The following is a 15,935-nucleotide window of genomic DNA, read 5'->3' as shown; positions in this document are numbered from 1 at the left end:
TTTTGTTAATTATAATATTTTAATTTTACAGCGTTTTTATTTTCTAGTCAACAAGTTCTTTTTCTTTGCATTTAATATATATAGCACATTCCATTCTTTTTCTTAGGATATCACATCCTGTTTCGTAAATACCATTGATATCCTTGTTAAAATTATAGCTGTTTGCATGACATCCGCCTCCGCAGAAATACTTACAGAAGCAGTCCTCACATTCTTTTTTATCCAAAACACTGTTTGAACTGTAGAATTTATTTCTAAGTTCATCATTGGTTATTCCATCATTTAAATTACCCATTACAAAATCTTTATTTCCAACAAATTGATGACATGGATAAATATCTCCGAATGGAGTTACCGCAATATATTCACATCCCGCACCGCAGCCGGATACTCTCTTATATTCGCATTTACCGCCGTCTAAATCTACATTAAAGTGGAAGAACCTAAATTCTTTATCCGTTCCCAGCCTGTCCAAATAAATGTCAGTAAGTTTATCATAACTATCCATTATTTCAGGCAAATCTTCTTTCGTTATTGCATATTCTTCACTCTCATCTGCAACGACACTTTCAACGGATAACTGTTTTAAACCTATATCAGAAAAATGTTTAACATCTTTATAAAAGTCCAAGTTATGTTTGGTATACGTACCTCTTATGTAATAATCAAGTCCGAGTTTATCTCTGGATTCAGCCACTTTTTTAATATTTTCTATTATCAAATCATAACTTCCCTTACCGTTTGCAATAGGTCTCGTATAATCGTTTATTTCCTTTCTTCCGTCCAAGGATAATACTACATTATACATTTCCTTATTAAGGTAATCGATTATATCATCATTTAAAAGAACACAATTCGTCGTTAAAGTAAATCTAAATATCTTACCATGTTTTTTAGCTTCTTCTTTAGCATATTCAACAGTCTGCTTTACCACATCGAAATTAAGCAGAGGCTCTCCTCCAAAGAAATCTACTTCAAGATGAACTTTATTTCCTGAATTACTTATAATAAAGTCTATAGCCTTTTTCGCTGTTTCAATATTCATAACTTCTTTTTTCATATTGAAGTTCCCGCCCGATGCAAAACAGTAGCGACAGGCTAGGTTACAGTCATGTGAAACATGAAGACACATCGCTTTAACTATACCCTTCTCATAAAGCTTTCTGTTTACCTTTTTCTCAGGAGTATAAAGTCTTTTTTCTGCTTCAAGTTCTTTTATTTCAGCTATAACTTCTTTAATTTCTTCTTCGTCATATTTACTTTTAAGAATACTTACTATATTATATTCATTTTCTTTTTTATAATAGTCAAGAACATCATAAGTCATTTCATCTACGTCATAAACAAGCGAAGAATTTATATCCAGTACTATGTATTTATCTTTAAATTTATATTTATATATTCCCATAACTTCCTCTTAACTTAAAAAAAGGCAACCAAAAGGTTGCTTTTTTTATTCTATTATTTTTTATTATTTATTTTCGCAAGGTTGGTTACCAACAGTACAAGAAGTTTTGCATGCTGATTGACAAGATGTAGCACATTCGCCGCAACCTTTATTTTTTCTATCTTCTCTTACTTCGTTCACTTTTTTAATATGTTTCATTTTCATCCTCCGAAAAATAATTTCTTCCCTAAATTATAGCATAAAGAATAATCATTTACAATAGAGTTTAGTCGTTATTCTTCATCTGAACATATTCATCCAAAGCTTTATTTATGACCCCTTCGGCAAGAACCGAACAATGTACTTTGGGAGCGGGAAGACCACCGAGAGAATCCACAACCATTTTATTTGTGATTTTTCTTGCTTCCTCTACAGTCTTGCCTTTTATAAGCTCTGTTGACATACTTGCACTCGCTATTGCCGCTGCACATCCGAAAGTTCGAAACTTAATATCCGTAATAACATCATTATCGTCTATCTTTAGGAAAAACTCCGTTGTATCCCCGCAAGACGGACTGGCTTCTTTTGCTACAACAGTAGCATCTTCTATAACACCAACATTTCTTGGATTTTGAAAATGGTCTAATACAATATCATTATACATAATTAATTCCTCCTTAATAAAATGGACTTAGCTTTCTAAGTCTTTCAACTGTTCTTTTTAAAACTTCCATAGTATAATCAATTTCTTCTTTTGTATTAAATTTGGATAGAGAAAATCTTACGATTGCTCCAATTTCAAATTTATTACTGTCTCCGAGAGCATCTATTACATGAGATTCGCTTCCCGAGTCGGCAGTACAGGCAGAACCCGTCGAACAAGCAATGCCTTCTAAATCCAAAGCATATAAAAAGGCTTCACCTTCAATACCTTTAAAAGTAAAATTTATATTATTGCATAATCTATGCTCCCTACTCCCATTTAAAATAGTATCAGGAACATTCTTTAAAATATCATCAATAAAATAATCTCTAAGCTCTTTTATATACTCAGTATCTTGATTCATAGTTTTCTTTGTTATCTCAACTGCTTTTCCAAATCCCGCAATGCAAGGAGCGTTATATGTCCCCGCTCTTAAAGCTCTTTCCTGTCCGCCTCCCTGCATAAACACGTCAAGTATCACTTTTTTATTTATATATAAAAAGCCTACACCTTTCGGTCCGTGAATTTTATGAGCAGACATTGAAAGCAAATCGATATTCATTTTCTCAACATCAATATCCATTTTACCCACAGCCTGAACCGCATCCGTATGAAATAATATACCCTTTTTTCTTGCAACCTCACCTATTTCTTTGATCGGCTCGATAGTACCTATTTCATTATTTGCAGCCATAATACTTATAAGTATCGTATCGTCCCTTATAGCATCCTTTAATTCTCTTATACTTATATTTCCATCACTGTCAACGGGAAGATAAGTAACGTCAAAACCTTCTTTTTCAAGCTGGCTACAAGTATGAAGCACGGCATGATGTTCTATAGCCGAAGTTATTATATGTTTACCTTTATTTTTATTATGATAAGCGGCACCTCTTATCGCCCAGTTATCGCTTTCGGTAGCACCTGAAGTAAATATTATTTCTCTGGGAGAAGCATTTATTAAACCTGCTATTTCCTCTCTTGCCCATTCTATCCCTTTTCTGGCTTCCCTGCCAAAAGAATGAAGAGAAGATGCATTGGCATAAAATTTATCATTATATTCATCCACTATTTCCCTTACTTCATCATAAGGTCTCGTAGTAGCGGCATTGTCTAAATATACTCTCATTACCTATTTATCTCCTTTCCTACTAATGTAGTATGAATATAATAAATAAAAAACATGTATAGTTCAAGTCATTAAACAAAATTTTATTATTTTTATAGATATTAGACGGTGTAAATGATTGCAATATTCTGTAAATTAAATAAAAAAGAGATTATATAAATAATCTCTTTAACCTATCCTCTCCCACATATTTATAACCTTATAGGGAGGCATGTTATTTATTGCTTGAGGAGAAGAATTTCCTGCAGTAGCAGTTGCGGTATGACTATGAGTAGCATCTATTCTTATAGCATCTTTCAATCCTTTTTTAGATGTACCATAACCACCGTAATCACCATCCATATATGAGGAACAAATCCCGCTGGCACTGGGGCCTTGTCCTGAACTTTGAGTCGCAAAATTCCCAAAAGCGCCTTTTAGTGTAGTTTCATTGATTTTAGTATTAACTGATAATAACGGTATATTGTTAGCAATTAAAATATTTTTATCGCTGCCTCCTTCATTACCGATTGAATAAGTAGAAGAGCTCGCAAACAAAAATCTACCCTCTATCTTTTGCCATGTCCCGCCTATAACATTATTTGGATCAATACTTTTTGTACTTTGATAGATACTCCCTATTGGATAAAAGATATCAAGCAAAGTTCCTATTTTATTTTCTAAATTATTAATATTATCTAGAAATCCATCTACCTTAGCATTCAATACTCTGCCTTGATTAGCAGATAAAGGATAATAAGATGACCTTGATGAAAGAGAGTCAATGCTGCCTTTAATATCATCTCCATCGTAACCTATTAAAATTATATCTTCATTTTCTTCTTCTAATTCATTTATATTTTCTTTATCATTTTTCATTTTTAACCTCCGTTTAAAAGCATTATATCAATATATAATTAGTTTTATTTAACAGATATTTAGTTAATTAATGTAATAAATATATAAAAAAAGAAGGTCAAATGACCTTCTTTTAAGCTATTTTTCTGTAAATTCTTTAGTTGTTAAGTATTTTTGTAAATCGTCATATCCTCCGATGAATTCTTCACCAAAGAATATTTGAGGAACTGTTCTATGATGAGTCCTGCTTACTAAATCCACAAGCTCTTCGCTTCCGAATTCAACCATTCTTTCTTCATAATCAATTCCTTTTTGTTTTAGTAACTCCTTAGCCATTTTACAATATGGACATGTAGAAGTCGTATAAATTGTTACTTCAGCCATGATAGCCTCCTTTAATAACTATATTCTAATATTTTCTCCATTTCACTGTTAGAAAGTTTAACAGGATTATATCTTTGTTTTGCTTCTTCAAGTATTTTCCAAAAATCATCTTCTTCAATACTAAAATCCGAAAGTCTAGGTATGTTCATCTCTTCATTCCAGCTTTTTAAAGTATCTACGACAGCTCTGAAAAATACTTCATGCCTGTCGGGAGAATAGTTGGCATCCATTAAGAATGCTCCGATCTTTGCGTATTTATACGCAGCAGGATTATTAGGTTCAAAATCTTTTATCTTTTGAAGATTAACAACGGTAGCACCATGAAGTAAACTTGCACAAATCGCTCCGTGAGGAATGTTATCATAAAATCCACCGATAACCCCAGCAAAACCATGAATAGTGGTAAGTCCCGCATTTGCCATACAGATACCTGACAATAATGAAGCATATGCTACATCATTTCTTGAATCAAGGTCTTCTCCATTATTATATGCACCAAGAAGACTTTCACACATTCTTTTTAAACCTTTTTCGGCAAGCATATCGGTAAAGGTATTGGAATTGGTACATATATAAGCTTCCAGAAGCTGGCAAAAAGCATCTATCCCGCTTTGCATTGTTACATTCTTAGGACAGTTTAAAGTGAGCACCGGGTCTACCAAAGCTACATTAGGCATAAGATTATCATGTCTTATAGACTTTTTAAATCTAACTTCACCGTCCATCCCTTTAATCACCGCATTTTTCGTAGCTTCACTGCCTGTACCGCTTGTAGTCGGAACTGCAATAAAAGGGATTTTCTTTCCGCTTGGTGTTCTAGTACCAACACCTTCAAGAAAATCTTTGATACTTCCGTCTTCCTTAAGCATACTGCTTAGTGCTTTGCCGGTATCGATTACGCTTCCGCCTCCTATACTTACGATCGCATCCACTCTTTTATTTCTATATTCGCTTGCAAGATTATCTATGACCTCTACACTCGGTTCTTCTTTGATAGAATGTATTTCATAACTGATACTATCACTTTCAAAGTTTTCAATTATTTTATCATACATTCCGGACGCCTTTAATGAAGTCTTCCCGCATAAAAAGAGAATATTATCACCATATTCTAAAATGTATTTATTTAAAGTATGTATTTTTCCCTCTCCGAATATAATCTTACTTGGGACTACCAAATTAAAGCCGCTCATAACAAACCTCCTGCTTTTATCCATATTTTAACACATAATTATGATTTTTCAACATAGTATTTTTATACCTACAATGTTTTACCATATTTTTACTGAATAAGATGTAAAAAAATGACACAAATCAACGTTAAAAATAAATAACACTTTTTAGTATATCTTTATTATTCATATTAAAAATATATATTTATGCTCATATAATTAAAAAAACTTTAATTAATTTCTATATTTATGAAAGTAAACGTCAAAATATTAAATTTGATTTATGATATTTTCTACTATATTTTATATTTACAAACTCTTTTTATATTTAATAACACGTTTTTATAAAAACACTTATAACTTATTGAAATTATTTCATAAACATTACTATATATTAGATTTTTACAGTTTTGGATATGATTTACTTATATTTATATTGATAAGCTTTATTCTGTGCTGTCTAATTTATCCATTTGTTTTATTTATAAACTTTTTTTTAAAGTTTACTCATGTCTCTCCATTTAGGAAATGTCCGCTAATTCTTTATTTGAAAGCTACTTATCATTCGTAAATTTCCTTAGAAGTTTTGCTCATGTTTCTCCATTAAAATAACATCTTTATCATTGTTTTAATTTATTGCTACTTCCATTCGTAAATTTCATTAGAAATTTACTCATATTAATTTATAGGCTTCGCCTATACTAATTCTTATTTATTGACTCACTTACATTCGCAAACTTTTGAAAAAAGTTTGCGAATGTTTCTCCATTAAAACAAAGTCCGATGGACTTTGTTTTAATAATGCGTTTTAAATATTTAAAACGCATATGGTTTTGCTAAAGCAAAACCATGGAGAAGTCAAAAAAAGAACAGCTTTTCGCTGTTCTTAAATATATATGATATATTATCTTTTTGAGAATTGTGGAGCCTTTCTAGCTTTTTTAAGACCATATTTCTTTCTTTCTTTCATTCTTGAATCTCTAGTTAAGAAACCTGCTTTTTTAACTTCTTTTCTAAGATCAGGATTTTCAGCAACTAAAGCTCTAGAAATACCATGTCTGATTGCTCCGGCTTGACCAGATATACCACCGCCGTAAACATTAACACTAATGTCAAATTTATCAGCACTATTTGTTAGAACCAATGATTGTCTAGCGATTAATTTTAGTGTATCATTTCCACCAAAGTATTCTTCGATGTCTCTACCATTGATAGTTATTTTACCGTTACCTTGTTTTAAAACTACTCTCGCAACAGAATTTTTTCTTCTGCCCGTAGCCATAACTTGCTCTGCCATCTATTCCCTCCTACTTTATATTAAGTACTTCAGGTTTTTGTGCTGCATGTTCATGTTCACTTCCTGCGTATACTTTCAATTTCTTTATTTGTTGTCTTCCAAGTTTATTCTTTGGAAGCATACCTTTTACTGCTTTTTCGATTACAAATTCAGGTTTGTTTGCAATCAAATCTTTGTAAGCAACTTCTTTCCTTCCGCCTGGATATCCGGTGTGTCTATAATATTTTTTATCTAATAGTTTATTTCCTGTTAGATGAATTTTTTCTGCATTAATTACAATTACATAATCCCCAGTATCAATATTAGGTGTATAGCATGGTTTATTTTTACCTGTTAATACTTTGGCGATTTCACTACATAATCTACCTAGTGTTTTGCCTTCAGCATCTACTACATACCATTTCTTATCAATTTGTTGGGGTTTAGCAATACCAGTTGACTTTGTTAACATTTCGTTAAACCTCCACAATAACTTATAATATTTTAATTTAATTTTCCTGCTTTTATATTTTATCAAGTACGGGGCTAACGACACTTATAAAATATCTAGCCTATTTATTTTAGATTATTTTTCCTTTTATGTCAACATATTTTTCACATTATAAGCGGTTTTTAGTAAAAAACTTTATTTAAGTACAGCCCGACAGCAGGTGCTGTCACATTTGCCATACTTCTTTGTTTTGTTTCAAGGATTTCCTTTATCCTGGTTTCATCAAATCTGCCTCTTCCAATATCAATCAAAGACGCAACGATAATCCTCACCATATTATATAAAAAACCACTTCCCGAAATTTTTATCTTAATCAAATCATTATCTTTAGAAATATCTATATCATAAATTTTCCTTACAGTACTTTTTACACTGCTCCCGCTTCCCATAAACCCGGCAAAATCATGTATACCAATCAAATCTCTACTCGCTCTTTTCATTTTATCCAAATCAAGCTTATAAAACACGTGGCTCGCTCTTCCATCGTATATTGGGTTCATTATACTTCTGTTATAAATAAGATAAATATATTCTTTACCTTTCGCACTATATCTGGCATGAAAGTCTATTTCTTTTTCTTCCGCTTTAATTACTCTTATATCTCTGGGAAGAAAAGAGTTTATTCCATATGGTATCTTCTTAATATCAATATTTGAATTTGTATAAAAGCTTGCGGCTTGTCCAAGAGCATGAACTCCGCTGTCGGTCCTTCCGCTTCCATATAGTTTTATTTTTTCTTTTGTAAGCTTCTCTATTGCAGTTTTAACTTCTTCCTCTATACTAATACCATTATTCTGCATTTGCCATCCGACATAGTTCTTCCCGTCATATTCTATTGTAAGGAGAATATTTCGCATTATAAAATCCCCTTGGTATGAAGAATATTTGTAGCAACTGTAAATATAAACATTAAAGCTCCATACATATATGCGTAACTATCAGCCTTGGAATATTTTAATTCTTTCATTCTTGTTCTGTTTTCCCCGCCTCTGTAGCATCTGGCTTCCATGGCAAGAGCTAAATCCTCGGCTCTTTGAAACGCAGATAAAAAAAGAGGTATAAGGACAGGGATAAACGCTTTGGCTCTTGAAATTATATTCCCGCTTTCAAAATCCGCACCCCTAGATTTTTGTGCATTTATTATCCTTGTAGTCTCTTCCATAAGTGTAGGTATAAATCTTAAGGCTATACTCATCATCATTGCAAGCTCATGAGCGTAATTTTTTACTAAAGGGACTTTTTTCATAAGTCTTTCCATACCATCGGTAAGAGATATCGGAGAAGTAACCAGTGTCAATAAAGATGTTCCGGTTACGAGCAATATAAGTCTCACTGCCATTAATATCGCATTTCTAAGTCCATTATCGGTTATTTTTAGAAATCCTATTTTATATAAGACAGTCCCCGGTGTCATAAACATATTTAGACAGACGGTAAAAAGAATGATTATTATCAGACCTTTAAGACCTTTCAATAGATAACTGACGGGAACTTTTGATAATACTACCGGAATAACGAGAAGCAGAAACATGCCTAAAAAACCTATAAATGATTTAACCACAAACAATAAAATCATGTATAGAAATGTTACAAATATTTTAACTCTGGGATCAAGTCTATGAATGATAGACCCTGTCGGATAATATTGACCTATTGTAATATCATTTAACATATTATATTTCCTTAAATTAGTTTATCTATTTCTTTAACTACATCTTCAAATGTAAATAAATCCGTATTTACATCAAGTCCTTTTTCCTTTAACTTTAACATTAACTCTTTTCCTTCGGGAATACTTAAACCTATTTCTTTAAGTAGTTTAACTTCCTTAAATACTTCTTTAGGCTCATCAAAAAGTTTAAGTTCTCCATTTGAATAAACCATTATTTTACCGGCATATTCGCATACATCTGTCATCGAATGAGAGACTAAAAAAGTTGTAAGTTTATTATCTTTATGAAGTTTATAAATATTATCGAGTATTTCTTTCCTTCCAACCGGATCCAGTCCGCTTGCAGGCTCATCTAAAATCAAAATATCGGGATCCATAGCTATAACGCCTGCTATGGCAACTCTCCTTTTTTGCCCTCCGGAAAGTTCAAATGGAGATTTATCTTTATATGTTTCGAAATCAAGACCGACCATAGCCATCGAATTCTTAACAGTACCGTCAATATCTTCCATGCCAATATTTTTCGGTCCGAAAGCTATATCTTTATAAACGGTTTCTTCAAAAAGCTGATACTCCGGATATTGAAAGACAAGCCCGACTTTGGAACAAATATCTTTCATAAGAACGCCTTTTTCGTTTATATTTAGTTCATCCAAATATATTTCACCGCTCGTAGGTGTTAATAACCTGTTGATATGTTGTATCAATGTGGATTTTCCGCTCCCTGTATGTCCTATGATACCTATCAGTTCTCCGCTTCTTACTTCAAAATTTATGTTATTCAAAGCTTTAAATTCAAATATACTGTTTTCGCCGTAAGTATGGCATAAATCTACTACTTTTACTGACATATTTCCTCCACTAATTCATCAAGTGTGAGAATTTTTTCGTTCTTTATTTTCCCTAATTTCTTTAACTCATAAGCAACCTTAGTTGCATAAGGAGGCTCCAACATTAAATCTTTAAGCATATCACCCTTTGAAAAGACTTCTCTCGGAGTGCCTTCGAAAGCTTTGACTCCTCTGTCCAAGATAAATACTTTATCCGCAGAAACTACTTCTTCCATATAGTGTGTTATTAAAATTATTGTAGTTCCTTTTTCATTAAGTTTCTTTATTGTATTTATAACTTCTTTTCGCCCCTTTGGATCTAACATCGCAGTAGGCTCATCCAGGATTATACACTCCGGCTGCATTGCAAGAATTCCGGCTATAGCGATACGCTGCTTTTGACCTCCTGAAAGTTCATGAGGTTTCTTATCTCTAAAATCACTCATTCTTACACTCAAAAGAGCTTCTTCAACCCTATTACGGATTTCTTTAGGCTCTATACCAAGATTTTCGGGACCGAAGGCAACATCCTCTTCAACAATAGTCGCTACCATTTGATTATCGGGATTTTGAAATATCATCCCCGCGGACTGCCTAATATCCCAGATTTTATCCTCATCTTTGGTATTCATACCATTTATTAAGATATCGCCTTCGTGAGGTATCAATATACCATTGAGAAGCTTAGCTAAAGTAGATTTACCCGAACCGTTACGCCCAATTATACCTATAAATTCACCTTTATTAATAGAAAGAGAAACATCTTTTAAGGCTTCAATATTAGCTTCTCCCTCTGCCCCTTTATATGAATAACTTACATTTTTTATTTCAATCATTTTTTCCATTTTATAACCCTGCTTATAAGTATTATAAAAGTATATATTTAATTTATCCATATTTTATACACATTTATAATTCCTATATTATAGTGCTAAAGGAACAGTGATTTAAACTGTCCCTTTGTACTATTTTTTATTTGATTATTCACTTACTAACTCTAAAATTGCTGTTTCGGCACCGTCACCACGTCTGGCGCCAAGCTTATAAATTCTTGTATATCCACCGTCTCTATTTTCATATTTAGGTGCAATTTCGTTAAATAATTTGTCTACAACACGTTTGTCATAAATGTACGAAAGAGCTTGTCTTCTTGCATGTAAGTCGCCGCGTTTTCCCAGCGTAATCATTTTGTCAACTATTTTTCTTGCTTCTTTTGCACGAAATAGAGTAGTGTTTATTCTTTCATATCTAAGTGTGTCAGTTACTAAACCTCTAAGCATAGCTTTTCTTTTATCGCTAGCTTTACCAAGTTTTCTATATCCTGCCATCATAAACCTCCTTTATTAGTGTGTTTATTATTCATCACCTTGTCTAAAAGATAATCCGATTTCAGCAAGCTTTTTCTTTATTTCATTTAAAGATTTCTTACCGAGATTTCTTACTTTAGACATGTCTTCTTCACTTCTTGAAATTAATTCTTCAACAGTATTAATGCTTGTTCTCTTCAAGCAGTTGCTGGAACGAACAGAAAGTTCTAATTCGTCGATTGACATTTCTAAAACTTTTTCTTTTTCGTTTTCTTCTCTCTCAACCATTAAACTTGCGTTTGGTAAATTAGCATTCATATCAATAAATAATTGAAGATGATCGTTAATTACTTTAGCTGCAAGAGAAACCGCTTCTTCAGGAGAAATTGTTCCGTCAGTCCAAACTTCAATAGTAAGTTTGTCATAGTCTGTTACATTTCCCACTCTAGTATTTTCAACTGCAAAATTAGCTTTCTTTACAGGTGTAAAAATACTGTCTACAGGAAGTGTACCTATAGGCATATCTTCTTTTTTGTTCTTTTCACTTGGAACATATCCTGTTCCGCTATCAATAGTGATAGTCATATCAAGAACAGCATCAGCCATTAGAGATGCGATATGCAAATCAGGATTTACAATTTCAACATCACTGTCACAGATAATATCACCTGCGGTTACTTCTCCTTCACCCTCTGAATGTATGTGTACATCCACGGGTCCGTCAGCATGTAACTTTACAGATAAATCTTTTAAATTCAATATAATTTGTAATACATCTTCCGCAACACCGTCAATGGTAGCAAATTCATGTAATACATTTTCAATCTTAACGTTAGTTACAGCAGCGCCAGGAAGAGATGATAACATAATTCTTCTAAGAGAATTACCAATCGTAGTCCCATATCCTCTTTCAAGGGGTTCTACAACAAATTTTCCATAAGTTCTATCTGCACTAATCTCTGCAATCTCAATATTAGGTTTTTGAAATTCTAACATATAATAAAACCTCCCAATTCCATAAATCTAACCAATAATGTATAAAACATATATTCTTATTTAGAATATAATTCGACAATTAGATGGTCTTCAATAGGAATTTCGATATCTGCTTTTGTAGGAGCGGTAATCATCTTACCTTCCATTTTTTCCATATCGACTTGTGTATATGCTGCTGGAACTTTTGTTTCATTCATTTCTGCGATTTCTTTAAATTTGCTTGATTTTCTAGAATCATCTTTTACTTTAATCACTTGACCTTCTTTTACACTGAAAGATGGAATATTAACTTTCTTACCATCTACTAAAAAGTGGTTATGTCTAACTAATTGTCTAGCTTCTTTTCTAGATGAAGCAAATCCCATTCTGTAAACAACGTTATCCAAACGAGATTCTAATAGTGAAATTAAGTTTTCACCAGCTGCACCAGGTTTTCTTTCTGCTTTATCAAAATATAATCTAAATTGTTTTTCTAAAACACCATAAATTCTTTTTACTTTTTGTTTTTCTCTTAATTGAACACCGTATTCACTCATTTTTGAGCCTTTGCTTCCATGTTGTCCTGGAGCAGTCGGTCTTCTATTAAAAGCACATTTATCTGAGTAACATCTAGATCCTTTTAAGAAAAGTTTTTCATTTTCTCTTCTACAAAGTCTACATGACGCTTCAGTATATCTTGCCATTAATTTTTTACCTCCAATTAAATATTATCTTAATTGTTTATATTAATTTATATTTTTAAATTAAACTCTTCTGCGTTTTGGTGGTCTACAACCATTGTGTGGTATAGGAGTAACGTCTTTTATTGAAATAACGTTAAGTCCGGCAGCCTGAAGTGCTCTGATAGCAGCTTCTCTTCCTGAACCTGGTCCTTTTACGAATACATCAATTGTTTTCAAACCGTGTTCCATAGCTCTTTTAGCAGCTTCTGTTGCAGCTGATTGTGCAGCGTATGGAGTACTTTTTCTTGAACCTTTGAAGCCTAATTCTCCGGCACTTGACCATGCCAAAGCATTACCTGCAACGTCAGTTAAAGTAACTATTGTATTGTTAAAAGTAGAGCGGATATGCGCTTGTCCTTTTTCAATATTCTTCTTAACTTTTTTCTTTCCTCTTCTAACTACTTTCTTTGCAGCCAATTCTAAATCCTCCTTAGTTTGTGAGAATAATATCTATCTATTATTTGCTTTTTCTACTTACAGTTTTCTTAGGGCCTTTTCTTGTTCTGGCATTTGTTTTGCTCTTTTGACCTCTAACTGGCAATCCTCTACGATGTCTTAACCCTCTGTAAGTACCAATTTCCATCAGTCTTTTTATATTAAGTGAAACTTCTCTTCTTAAGTCACCTTCAACGGTAACTTTTTCATCTATTAATGAACGAAGTTTGTTTACTTCTTCTTCGCTTAAATCTTTTACTCTTGTATCCGGATTAATTCCAGCTTCAGCTAAAAGCTTATTTGAAGTAGCTTGACCAATTCCGTAGATATAAGTTAAACCTATTTCTACTCTTTTATCTTTAGGTAAATCCACGCCGGCTATTCTCGCCATCAATTGCACCTCCGTATGATTTTTTTTAGTTTTTAATATTACTATTTATTTACTATTATATATATATAAGATCTTGTCAGATAAATCCAGCCGCGACAAAATACTTTATATCAAATTAATTAACCTTGTTTTTGTTTGTGTTTAGGATTTTCACAAATTACCATTACTTTACCTTTACGTTTAATGACTTTGCATTTTTCGCAAATAGGTTTTACGCTAGGTCTTACTTTCATAATTCTATCCTCCTACTTTAGTAATTTTATCTGCCTTTTTCTCTCCAAATAATTCTTCCTTTTGTCAAATCATAAGGGGAAATTTCTAAAATTACTTTATCTCCCGGTAATATTTTAATGTAGTTCATTCTTAATTTTCCAGATATATGTGCTGTAATTTCATGTCCATTGTCTAACTTTACTTTAAAAGTTGTATTAGGCATTGCTTCAAGAACAATTCCTTCAGCTTCCACATAATCACTCTTACTCACTAAAACACATCCTCCTAAATTTCTTCTTTAATTCTCTCAATCTCTTTTCTTATAAGCGCATTGGGAATTTTCTCATTACATTTTATTTTATCACAAATTAATGTACTTTTAGCATTTATTTTAGTAATATGCTTAATTTTTTTCTTTTTTGGATTTTCTGTTTTTCTTAGCCTACCATCCGCTAATAAAAGTTTATCATCGTCCAAAAAACCAATAACGACCAGAAAAGAACCTTTGTCTCTACCAGCTTTCGATATAACAATATCACCAACATTATAGTCCATAATCAAATCCTCATTATAATAATGTAAGAATTATCGGATCCCCGTCCGTTACGGCTACTGAATGTTCATAATGTGCAGAAAGTTTTCCGTCATCAGTGACTACCGTCCAACCGTTATCAAGAACGTGAACATCGTATGTTCCTTCATTTACCATAGGTTCTATTGCAATTGTCATTCCTTTTTGAAGTCTCGGACCTTTTCTTGCACCAACGTAATTTGGAACAGCGGGATCTTCATGCATTTCCTGTCCTACGCCATGCCCAGTATAGTCTCTTACTAAACTAAAGCCATGACTCTCGGCATAATTTTGAATTTCCCTGGAAATATCACTTATACGATATCCTTCTTTAACACATTTGAGACCTTCAAAGAAACTTTGTCTTGTAACTTCAACAAGTTTCTTAGCTGTTTCACTTACATTTCCTACCATGTAAGTTTTAGCCTGATCTCCTACATATCCGTCATAGAAAGCACCGATATCGACGCTTACTATATCGCCGTCATTTATTATGGTTTTCTTATCCGGTATCCCATGTACAACTTCGTCATTGATTGAAGAACAAATACTTTTAGGAAATCCCATATAACCTTTAAAAGCCGGTGTAGCATTATTGGTCAAGATAACATCTTCAACCAATTTATCTAAATCAAGTGTACTCATTCCGGGTTTGATATATCTCTTTACAGCATCGTGTGCCTTTGCAGTTATACTACCCGCTTTTTTCATTAGGTCAATTTCATGATCAGATTTAAGTACAATCATTATTTACACTCATCAAGAATCTTTGAAATATCTTCAAATACTTCATCAACTGTTCTTGATCCATTCACAGTTTTTAAAATATTTTGTTTCTCGTAATAGTCTACAAGAGGTTGTGTTTTTTCTTCATATTCTTTTAATCTTTTAACTACAGTATCTTCTTTATCGTCATCTCTTTGATATAACTCGCCGCCGCATTTATCACAAATGCCTTCTACTTTCGGCGGATGAAATTCTACGTGATAAGTTTCACCACATTTACACATTCTTCTTCCAGTAATTCTCTTAGTAAGTAGTGAATAATCTGCTTCTATACAAAGGGCTAAGTCTAACTTGTCACCAGCTTTATCAAGAATTTTATCTAAAGATTCAGCCTGTGAAATAGTTCTTGGAAAACCATCTAACATATAGCCATCAGTAATATCCGGCCAAGATAATCTGTCTTCAACCATTTCAACAGTTACGTCATCGGGAACCAGCAGTCCTTGATCCATATATTCTTTAGCCTTTTTACCAAGAGGTGTATTTTCGCTTAGATTTTTTCTGAATATATCTCCTGTAGAGATATGAACCACATTATATTTATCAACTATTCTACTGGCTTGTGTACCCTTACCTGCTCCAGGAGGGCCTAAAAGTACTAATTTCATTTTAT

The 15,935-nt window shown here is 32.7% G+C and carries 23 protein-coding genes; all 23 read right to left on the bottom strand.

Annotated features, from left to right (window positions below; all coding sequences use genetic code 11):
• Positions 1 to 43: 43 nt before the first annotated feature.
• The 23 genes from scfB to NSA01_RS06640 all read right to left on the bottom strand — a co-directional run bounded on the left by scfB (position 44) and on the right by NSA01_RS06640 (position 15,930).
• The gene (gene scfB, locus NSA01_RS06750; RefSeq protein WP_257480718.1) at positions 44 to 1,408 is read right to left on the bottom strand and encodes a thioether cross-link-forming SCIFF peptide maturase; all 1,365 of its coding nucleotides are present in this window, start codon (positions 1,406 to 1,408) and stop codon (positions 44 to 46) included.
• Between the two features lie 63 nt (positions 1,409 to 1,471).
• Positions 1,472 to 1,606, bottom strand: a complete 135-nt coding sequence (gene scfA / locus NSA01_RS06745) for a six-cysteine ranthipeptide SCIFF (RefSeq protein WP_083781768.1) — start codon at positions 1,604 to 1,606, stop codon at positions 1,472 to 1,474.
• 67 nt (positions 1,607 to 1,673) lie between these two features.
• A complete protein-coding gene (locus NSA01_RS06740) occupies positions 1,674 to 2,051 on the bottom strand; it encodes an iron-sulfur cluster assembly scaffold protein (protein ID WP_257480717.1) in 378 nt (125 codons plus the stop codon).
• Between the two features lie 13 nt (positions 2,052 to 2,064).
• Positions 2,065 to 3,219 (bottom strand): cysteine desulfurase family protein, encoded by a 1,155-nt coding sequence (locus tag NSA01_RS06735; RefSeq protein ID WP_257480716.1) that lies wholly within the window; start codon positions 3,217 to 3,219, stop codon positions 2,065 to 2,067.
• A gap of 168 nt (positions 3,220 to 3,387) precedes the next feature.
• Positions 3,388 to 4,077, bottom strand: coding sequence for a phage baseplate protein (locus tag NSA01_RS06730; RefSeq protein WP_257480715.1), 690 nt, complete (start codon positions 4,075 to 4,077; stop codon positions 3,388 to 3,390).
• A gap of 117 nt (positions 4,078 to 4,194) precedes the next feature.
• A complete protein-coding gene (locus tag NSA01_RS06725; RefSeq protein WP_007050841.1) occupies positions 4,195 to 4,440 on the bottom strand; it encodes a glutaredoxin domain-containing protein in 246 nt (81 codons plus the stop codon).
• A gap of 11 nt (positions 4,441 to 4,451) precedes the next feature.
• A complete protein-coding gene (locus NSA01_RS06720; RefSeq protein WP_257480714.1) occupies positions 4,452 to 5,633 on the bottom strand; it encodes an iron-containing alcohol dehydrogenase in 1,182 nt (393 codons plus the stop codon).
• A gap of 883 nt (positions 5,634 to 6,516) precedes the next feature.
• Positions 6,517 to 6,909: a 30S ribosomal protein S9 gene (gene rpsI / locus NSA01_RS06715; RefSeq protein ID WP_257480713.1), complete on the bottom strand. Its 393-nt coding sequence runs from the start codon at positions 6,907 to 6,909 to the stop codon at positions 6,517 to 6,519.
• Positions 6,910 to 6,919: 10 nt separating this feature from the next.
• Positions 6,920 to 7,360: a 50S ribosomal protein L13 gene (rplM, locus tag NSA01_RS06710; RefSeq protein WP_117532795.1), complete on the bottom strand. Its 441-nt coding sequence runs from the start codon at positions 7,358 to 7,360 to the stop codon at positions 6,920 to 6,922.
• A 161-nt stretch (positions 7,361 to 7,521) separates the two neighbouring features.
• Positions 7,522 to 8,256, bottom strand: a complete 735-nt coding sequence (gene truA, locus NSA01_RS06705) for a tRNA pseudouridine(38-40) synthase TruA (RefSeq protein WP_257480712.1) — start codon at positions 8,254 to 8,256, stop codon at positions 7,522 to 7,524.
• Positions 8,256 to 9,071: an energy-coupling factor transporter transmembrane component T family protein gene (locus NSA01_RS06700; protein ID WP_257480711.1), complete on the bottom strand. Its 816-nt coding sequence runs from the start codon at positions 9,069 to 9,071 to the stop codon at positions 8,256 to 8,258. The genes truA and NSA01_RS06700 overlap by 1 nt, the downstream gene beginning before the upstream one ends.
• Positions 9,072 to 9,082: 11 nt before the next feature.
• Positions 9,083 to 9,922, bottom strand: a complete 840-nt coding sequence (locus NSA01_RS06695) for an energy-coupling factor transporter ATPase (protein WP_257480710.1) — start codon at positions 9,920 to 9,922, stop codon at positions 9,083 to 9,085.
• Positions 9,913 to 10,746, bottom strand: coding sequence for an energy-coupling factor transporter ATPase (locus tag NSA01_RS06690; RefSeq protein ID WP_257480709.1), 834 nt, complete (start codon positions 10,744 to 10,746; stop codon positions 9,913 to 9,915). Before NSA01_RS06690 ends, NSA01_RS06695 begins: the two co-directional genes overlap by 10 nt.
• A 135-nt stretch (positions 10,747 to 10,881) precedes the next feature.
• Positions 10,882 to 11,229 carry a 50S ribosomal protein L17 gene (gene rplQ / locus NSA01_RS06685; protein ID WP_039945550.1) on the bottom strand — a complete coding sequence of 116 codons (348 nt, stop codon included), beginning with the start codon at positions 11,227 to 11,229 and terminating at the stop codon, positions 10,882 to 10,884.
• Between the two features lie 27 nt (positions 11,230 to 11,256).
• Entirely contained in the window at positions 11,257 to 12,204 is a 948-nt protein-coding gene (locus tag NSA01_RS06680; protein ID WP_257480708.1) for a DNA-directed RNA polymerase subunit alpha, read from the bottom strand.
• A 56-nt stretch (positions 12,205 to 12,260) separates the two neighbouring features.
• The gene (gene rpsD, locus NSA01_RS06675) at positions 12,261 to 12,887 is read right to left on the bottom strand and encodes a 30S ribosomal protein S4 (RefSeq protein ID WP_257480707.1); all 627 of its coding nucleotides are present in this window, start codon (positions 12,885 to 12,887) and stop codon (positions 12,261 to 12,263) included.
• Positions 12,888 to 12,947: 60 nt separating this feature from the next.
• Positions 12,948 to 13,343, bottom strand: coding sequence for a 30S ribosomal protein S11 (rpsK, locus tag NSA01_RS06670; protein WP_007050829.1), 396 nt, complete (start codon positions 13,341 to 13,343; stop codon positions 12,948 to 12,950).
• Positions 13,344 to 13,383: 40 nt separating this feature from the next.
• Complete coding sequence (rpsM, locus tag NSA01_RS06665) at positions 13,384 to 13,752, bottom strand: 30S ribosomal protein S13 (protein WP_257480706.1); 369 nt, start codon at positions 13,750 to 13,752, stop codon at positions 13,384 to 13,386.
• 119 nt (positions 13,753 to 13,871) lie between these two features.
• Positions 13,872 to 13,985 carry a 50S ribosomal protein L36 gene (gene rpmJ / locus NSA01_RS06660; RefSeq protein ID WP_002509257.1) on the bottom strand — a complete coding sequence of 38 codons (114 nt, stop codon included), beginning with the start codon at positions 13,983 to 13,985 and terminating at the stop codon, positions 13,872 to 13,874.
• Positions 13,986 to 14,011: 26 nt separating this feature from the next.
• A complete protein-coding gene (gene infA, locus NSA01_RS06655) occupies positions 14,012 to 14,236 on the bottom strand; it encodes a translation initiation factor IF-1 (protein WP_007050827.1) in 225 nt (74 codons plus the stop codon).
• Positions 14,237 to 14,250: 14 nt separating this feature from the next.
• Positions 14,251 to 14,520 carry a hypothetical protein gene (locus NSA01_RS06650; RefSeq protein ID WP_007050826.1) on the bottom strand — a complete coding sequence of 90 codons (270 nt, stop codon included), beginning with the start codon at positions 14,518 to 14,520 and terminating at the stop codon, positions 14,251 to 14,253.
• Positions 14,521 to 14,533: 13 nt separating this feature from the next.
• A complete protein-coding gene (gene map / locus NSA01_RS06645) occupies positions 14,534 to 15,283 on the bottom strand; it encodes a type I methionyl aminopeptidase (protein WP_257480705.1) in 750 nt (249 codons plus the stop codon).
• Positions 15,283 to 15,930, bottom strand: coding sequence for an adenylate kinase (locus tag NSA01_RS06640; RefSeq protein ID WP_007050824.1), 648 nt, complete (start codon positions 15,928 to 15,930; stop codon positions 15,283 to 15,285). The genes map and NSA01_RS06640 overlap by 1 nt, the downstream gene beginning before the upstream one ends.
• Between the last annotated feature and the right edge of the window lie 5 nt (positions 15,931 to 15,935).

This window comes from Anaerofustis stercorihominis, assembly GCF_024623185.1.
Lineage (GTDB): Bacteria > Bacillota > Clostridia > Eubacteriales > Anaerofustaceae > Anaerofustis.
This window is presented reverse-complemented; position numbering and strand designations above follow the sequence as displayed.

Excerpts from the sequence above, each read along its gene's own strand:
- rpsD (WP_257480707.1), bottom strand. The coding sequence starts at position 12,887 with ATGGCAAGATATACTGAAGCGTCATGTAGACTTTGTAGAAGAGAAAAT.
- NSA01_RS06740 (WP_257480717.1), bottom strand. The coding sequence starts at position 2,051 with ATGTATAATGATATTGTATTAGACCATTTTCAAAATCCAAGAAATGTT.
- rpsM (WP_257480706.1), bottom strand. The coding sequence starts at position 13,752 with ATGGCGAGAATAGCCGGCGTGGATTTACCTAAAGATAAAAGAGTAGAA.
- rpsI (WP_257480713.1), bottom strand. The coding sequence starts at position 6,909 with ATGGCAGAGCAAGTTATGGCTACGGGCAGAAGAAAAAATTCTGTTGCG.
- rplQ (WP_039945550.1), bottom strand. The coding sequence starts at position 11,229 with ATGGCAGGATATAGAAAACTTGGTAAAGCTAGCGATAAAAGAAAAGCT.
- NSA01_RS06735 (WP_257480716.1), bottom strand. The coding sequence starts at position 3,219 with ATGAGAGTATATTTAGACAATGCCGCTACTACGAGACCTTATGATGAA.
- map (WP_257480705.1), bottom strand. The coding sequence starts at position 15,283 with ATGATTGTACTTAAATCTGATCATGAAATTGACCTAATGAAAAAAGCG.
- rpmJ (WP_002509257.1), bottom strand. The coding sequence starts at position 13,985 with ATGAAAGTAAGACCTAGCGTAAAACCTATTTGCGAAAAATGCAAAGTC.
- rplM (WP_117532795.1), bottom strand. The coding sequence starts at position 7,360 with ATGTTAACAAAGTCAACTGGTATTGCTAAACCCCAACAAATTGATAAG.
- NSA01_RS06720 (WP_257480714.1), bottom strand. The coding sequence starts at position 5,633 with ATGAGCGGCTTTAATTTGGTAGTCCCAAGTAAGATTATATTCGGAGAG.
- truA (WP_257480712.1), bottom strand. The coding sequence starts at position 8,256 with ATGCGAAATATTCTCCTTACAATAGAATATGACGGGAAGAACTATGTC.
- NSA01_RS06725 (WP_007050841.1), bottom strand. The coding sequence starts at position 4,440 with ATGGCTGAAGTAACAATTTATACGACTTCTACATGTCCATATTGTAAA.
- NSA01_RS06730 (WP_257480715.1), bottom strand. The coding sequence starts at position 4,077 with ATGAAAAATGATAAAGAAAATATAAATGAATTAGAAGAAGAAAATGAA.
- NSA01_RS06640 (WP_007050824.1), bottom strand. The coding sequence starts at position 15,930 with ATGAAATTAGTACTTTTAGGCCCTCCTGGAGCAGGTAAGGGTACACAA.
- NSA01_RS06700 (WP_257480711.1), bottom strand. The coding sequence starts at position 9,071 with ATGTTAAATGATATTACAATAGGTCAATATTATCCGACAGGGTCTATC.
- NSA01_RS06650 (WP_007050826.1), bottom strand. The coding sequence starts at position 14,520 with ATGGACTATAATGTTGGTGATATTGTTATATCGAAAGCTGGTAGAGAC.
- NSA01_RS06680 (WP_257480708.1), bottom strand. The coding sequence starts at position 12,204 with ATGTTAGAATTTCAAAAACCTAATATTGAGATTGCAGAGATTAGTGCA.
- NSA01_RS06695 (WP_257480710.1), bottom strand. The coding sequence starts at position 9,922 with ATGTCAGTAAAAGTAGTAGATTTATGCCATACTTACGGCGAAAACAGT.
- NSA01_RS06690 (WP_257480709.1), bottom strand. The coding sequence starts at position 10,746 with ATGGAAAAAATGATTGAAATAAAAAATGTAAGTTATTCATATAAAGGG.
- scfA (WP_083781768.1), bottom strand. The coding sequence starts at position 1,606 with ATGAAACATATTAAAAAAGTGAACGAAGTAAGAGAAGATAGAAAAAAT.
- scfB (WP_257480718.1), bottom strand. The coding sequence starts at position 1,408 with ATGGGAATATATAAATATAAATTTAAAGATAAATACATAGTACTGGAT.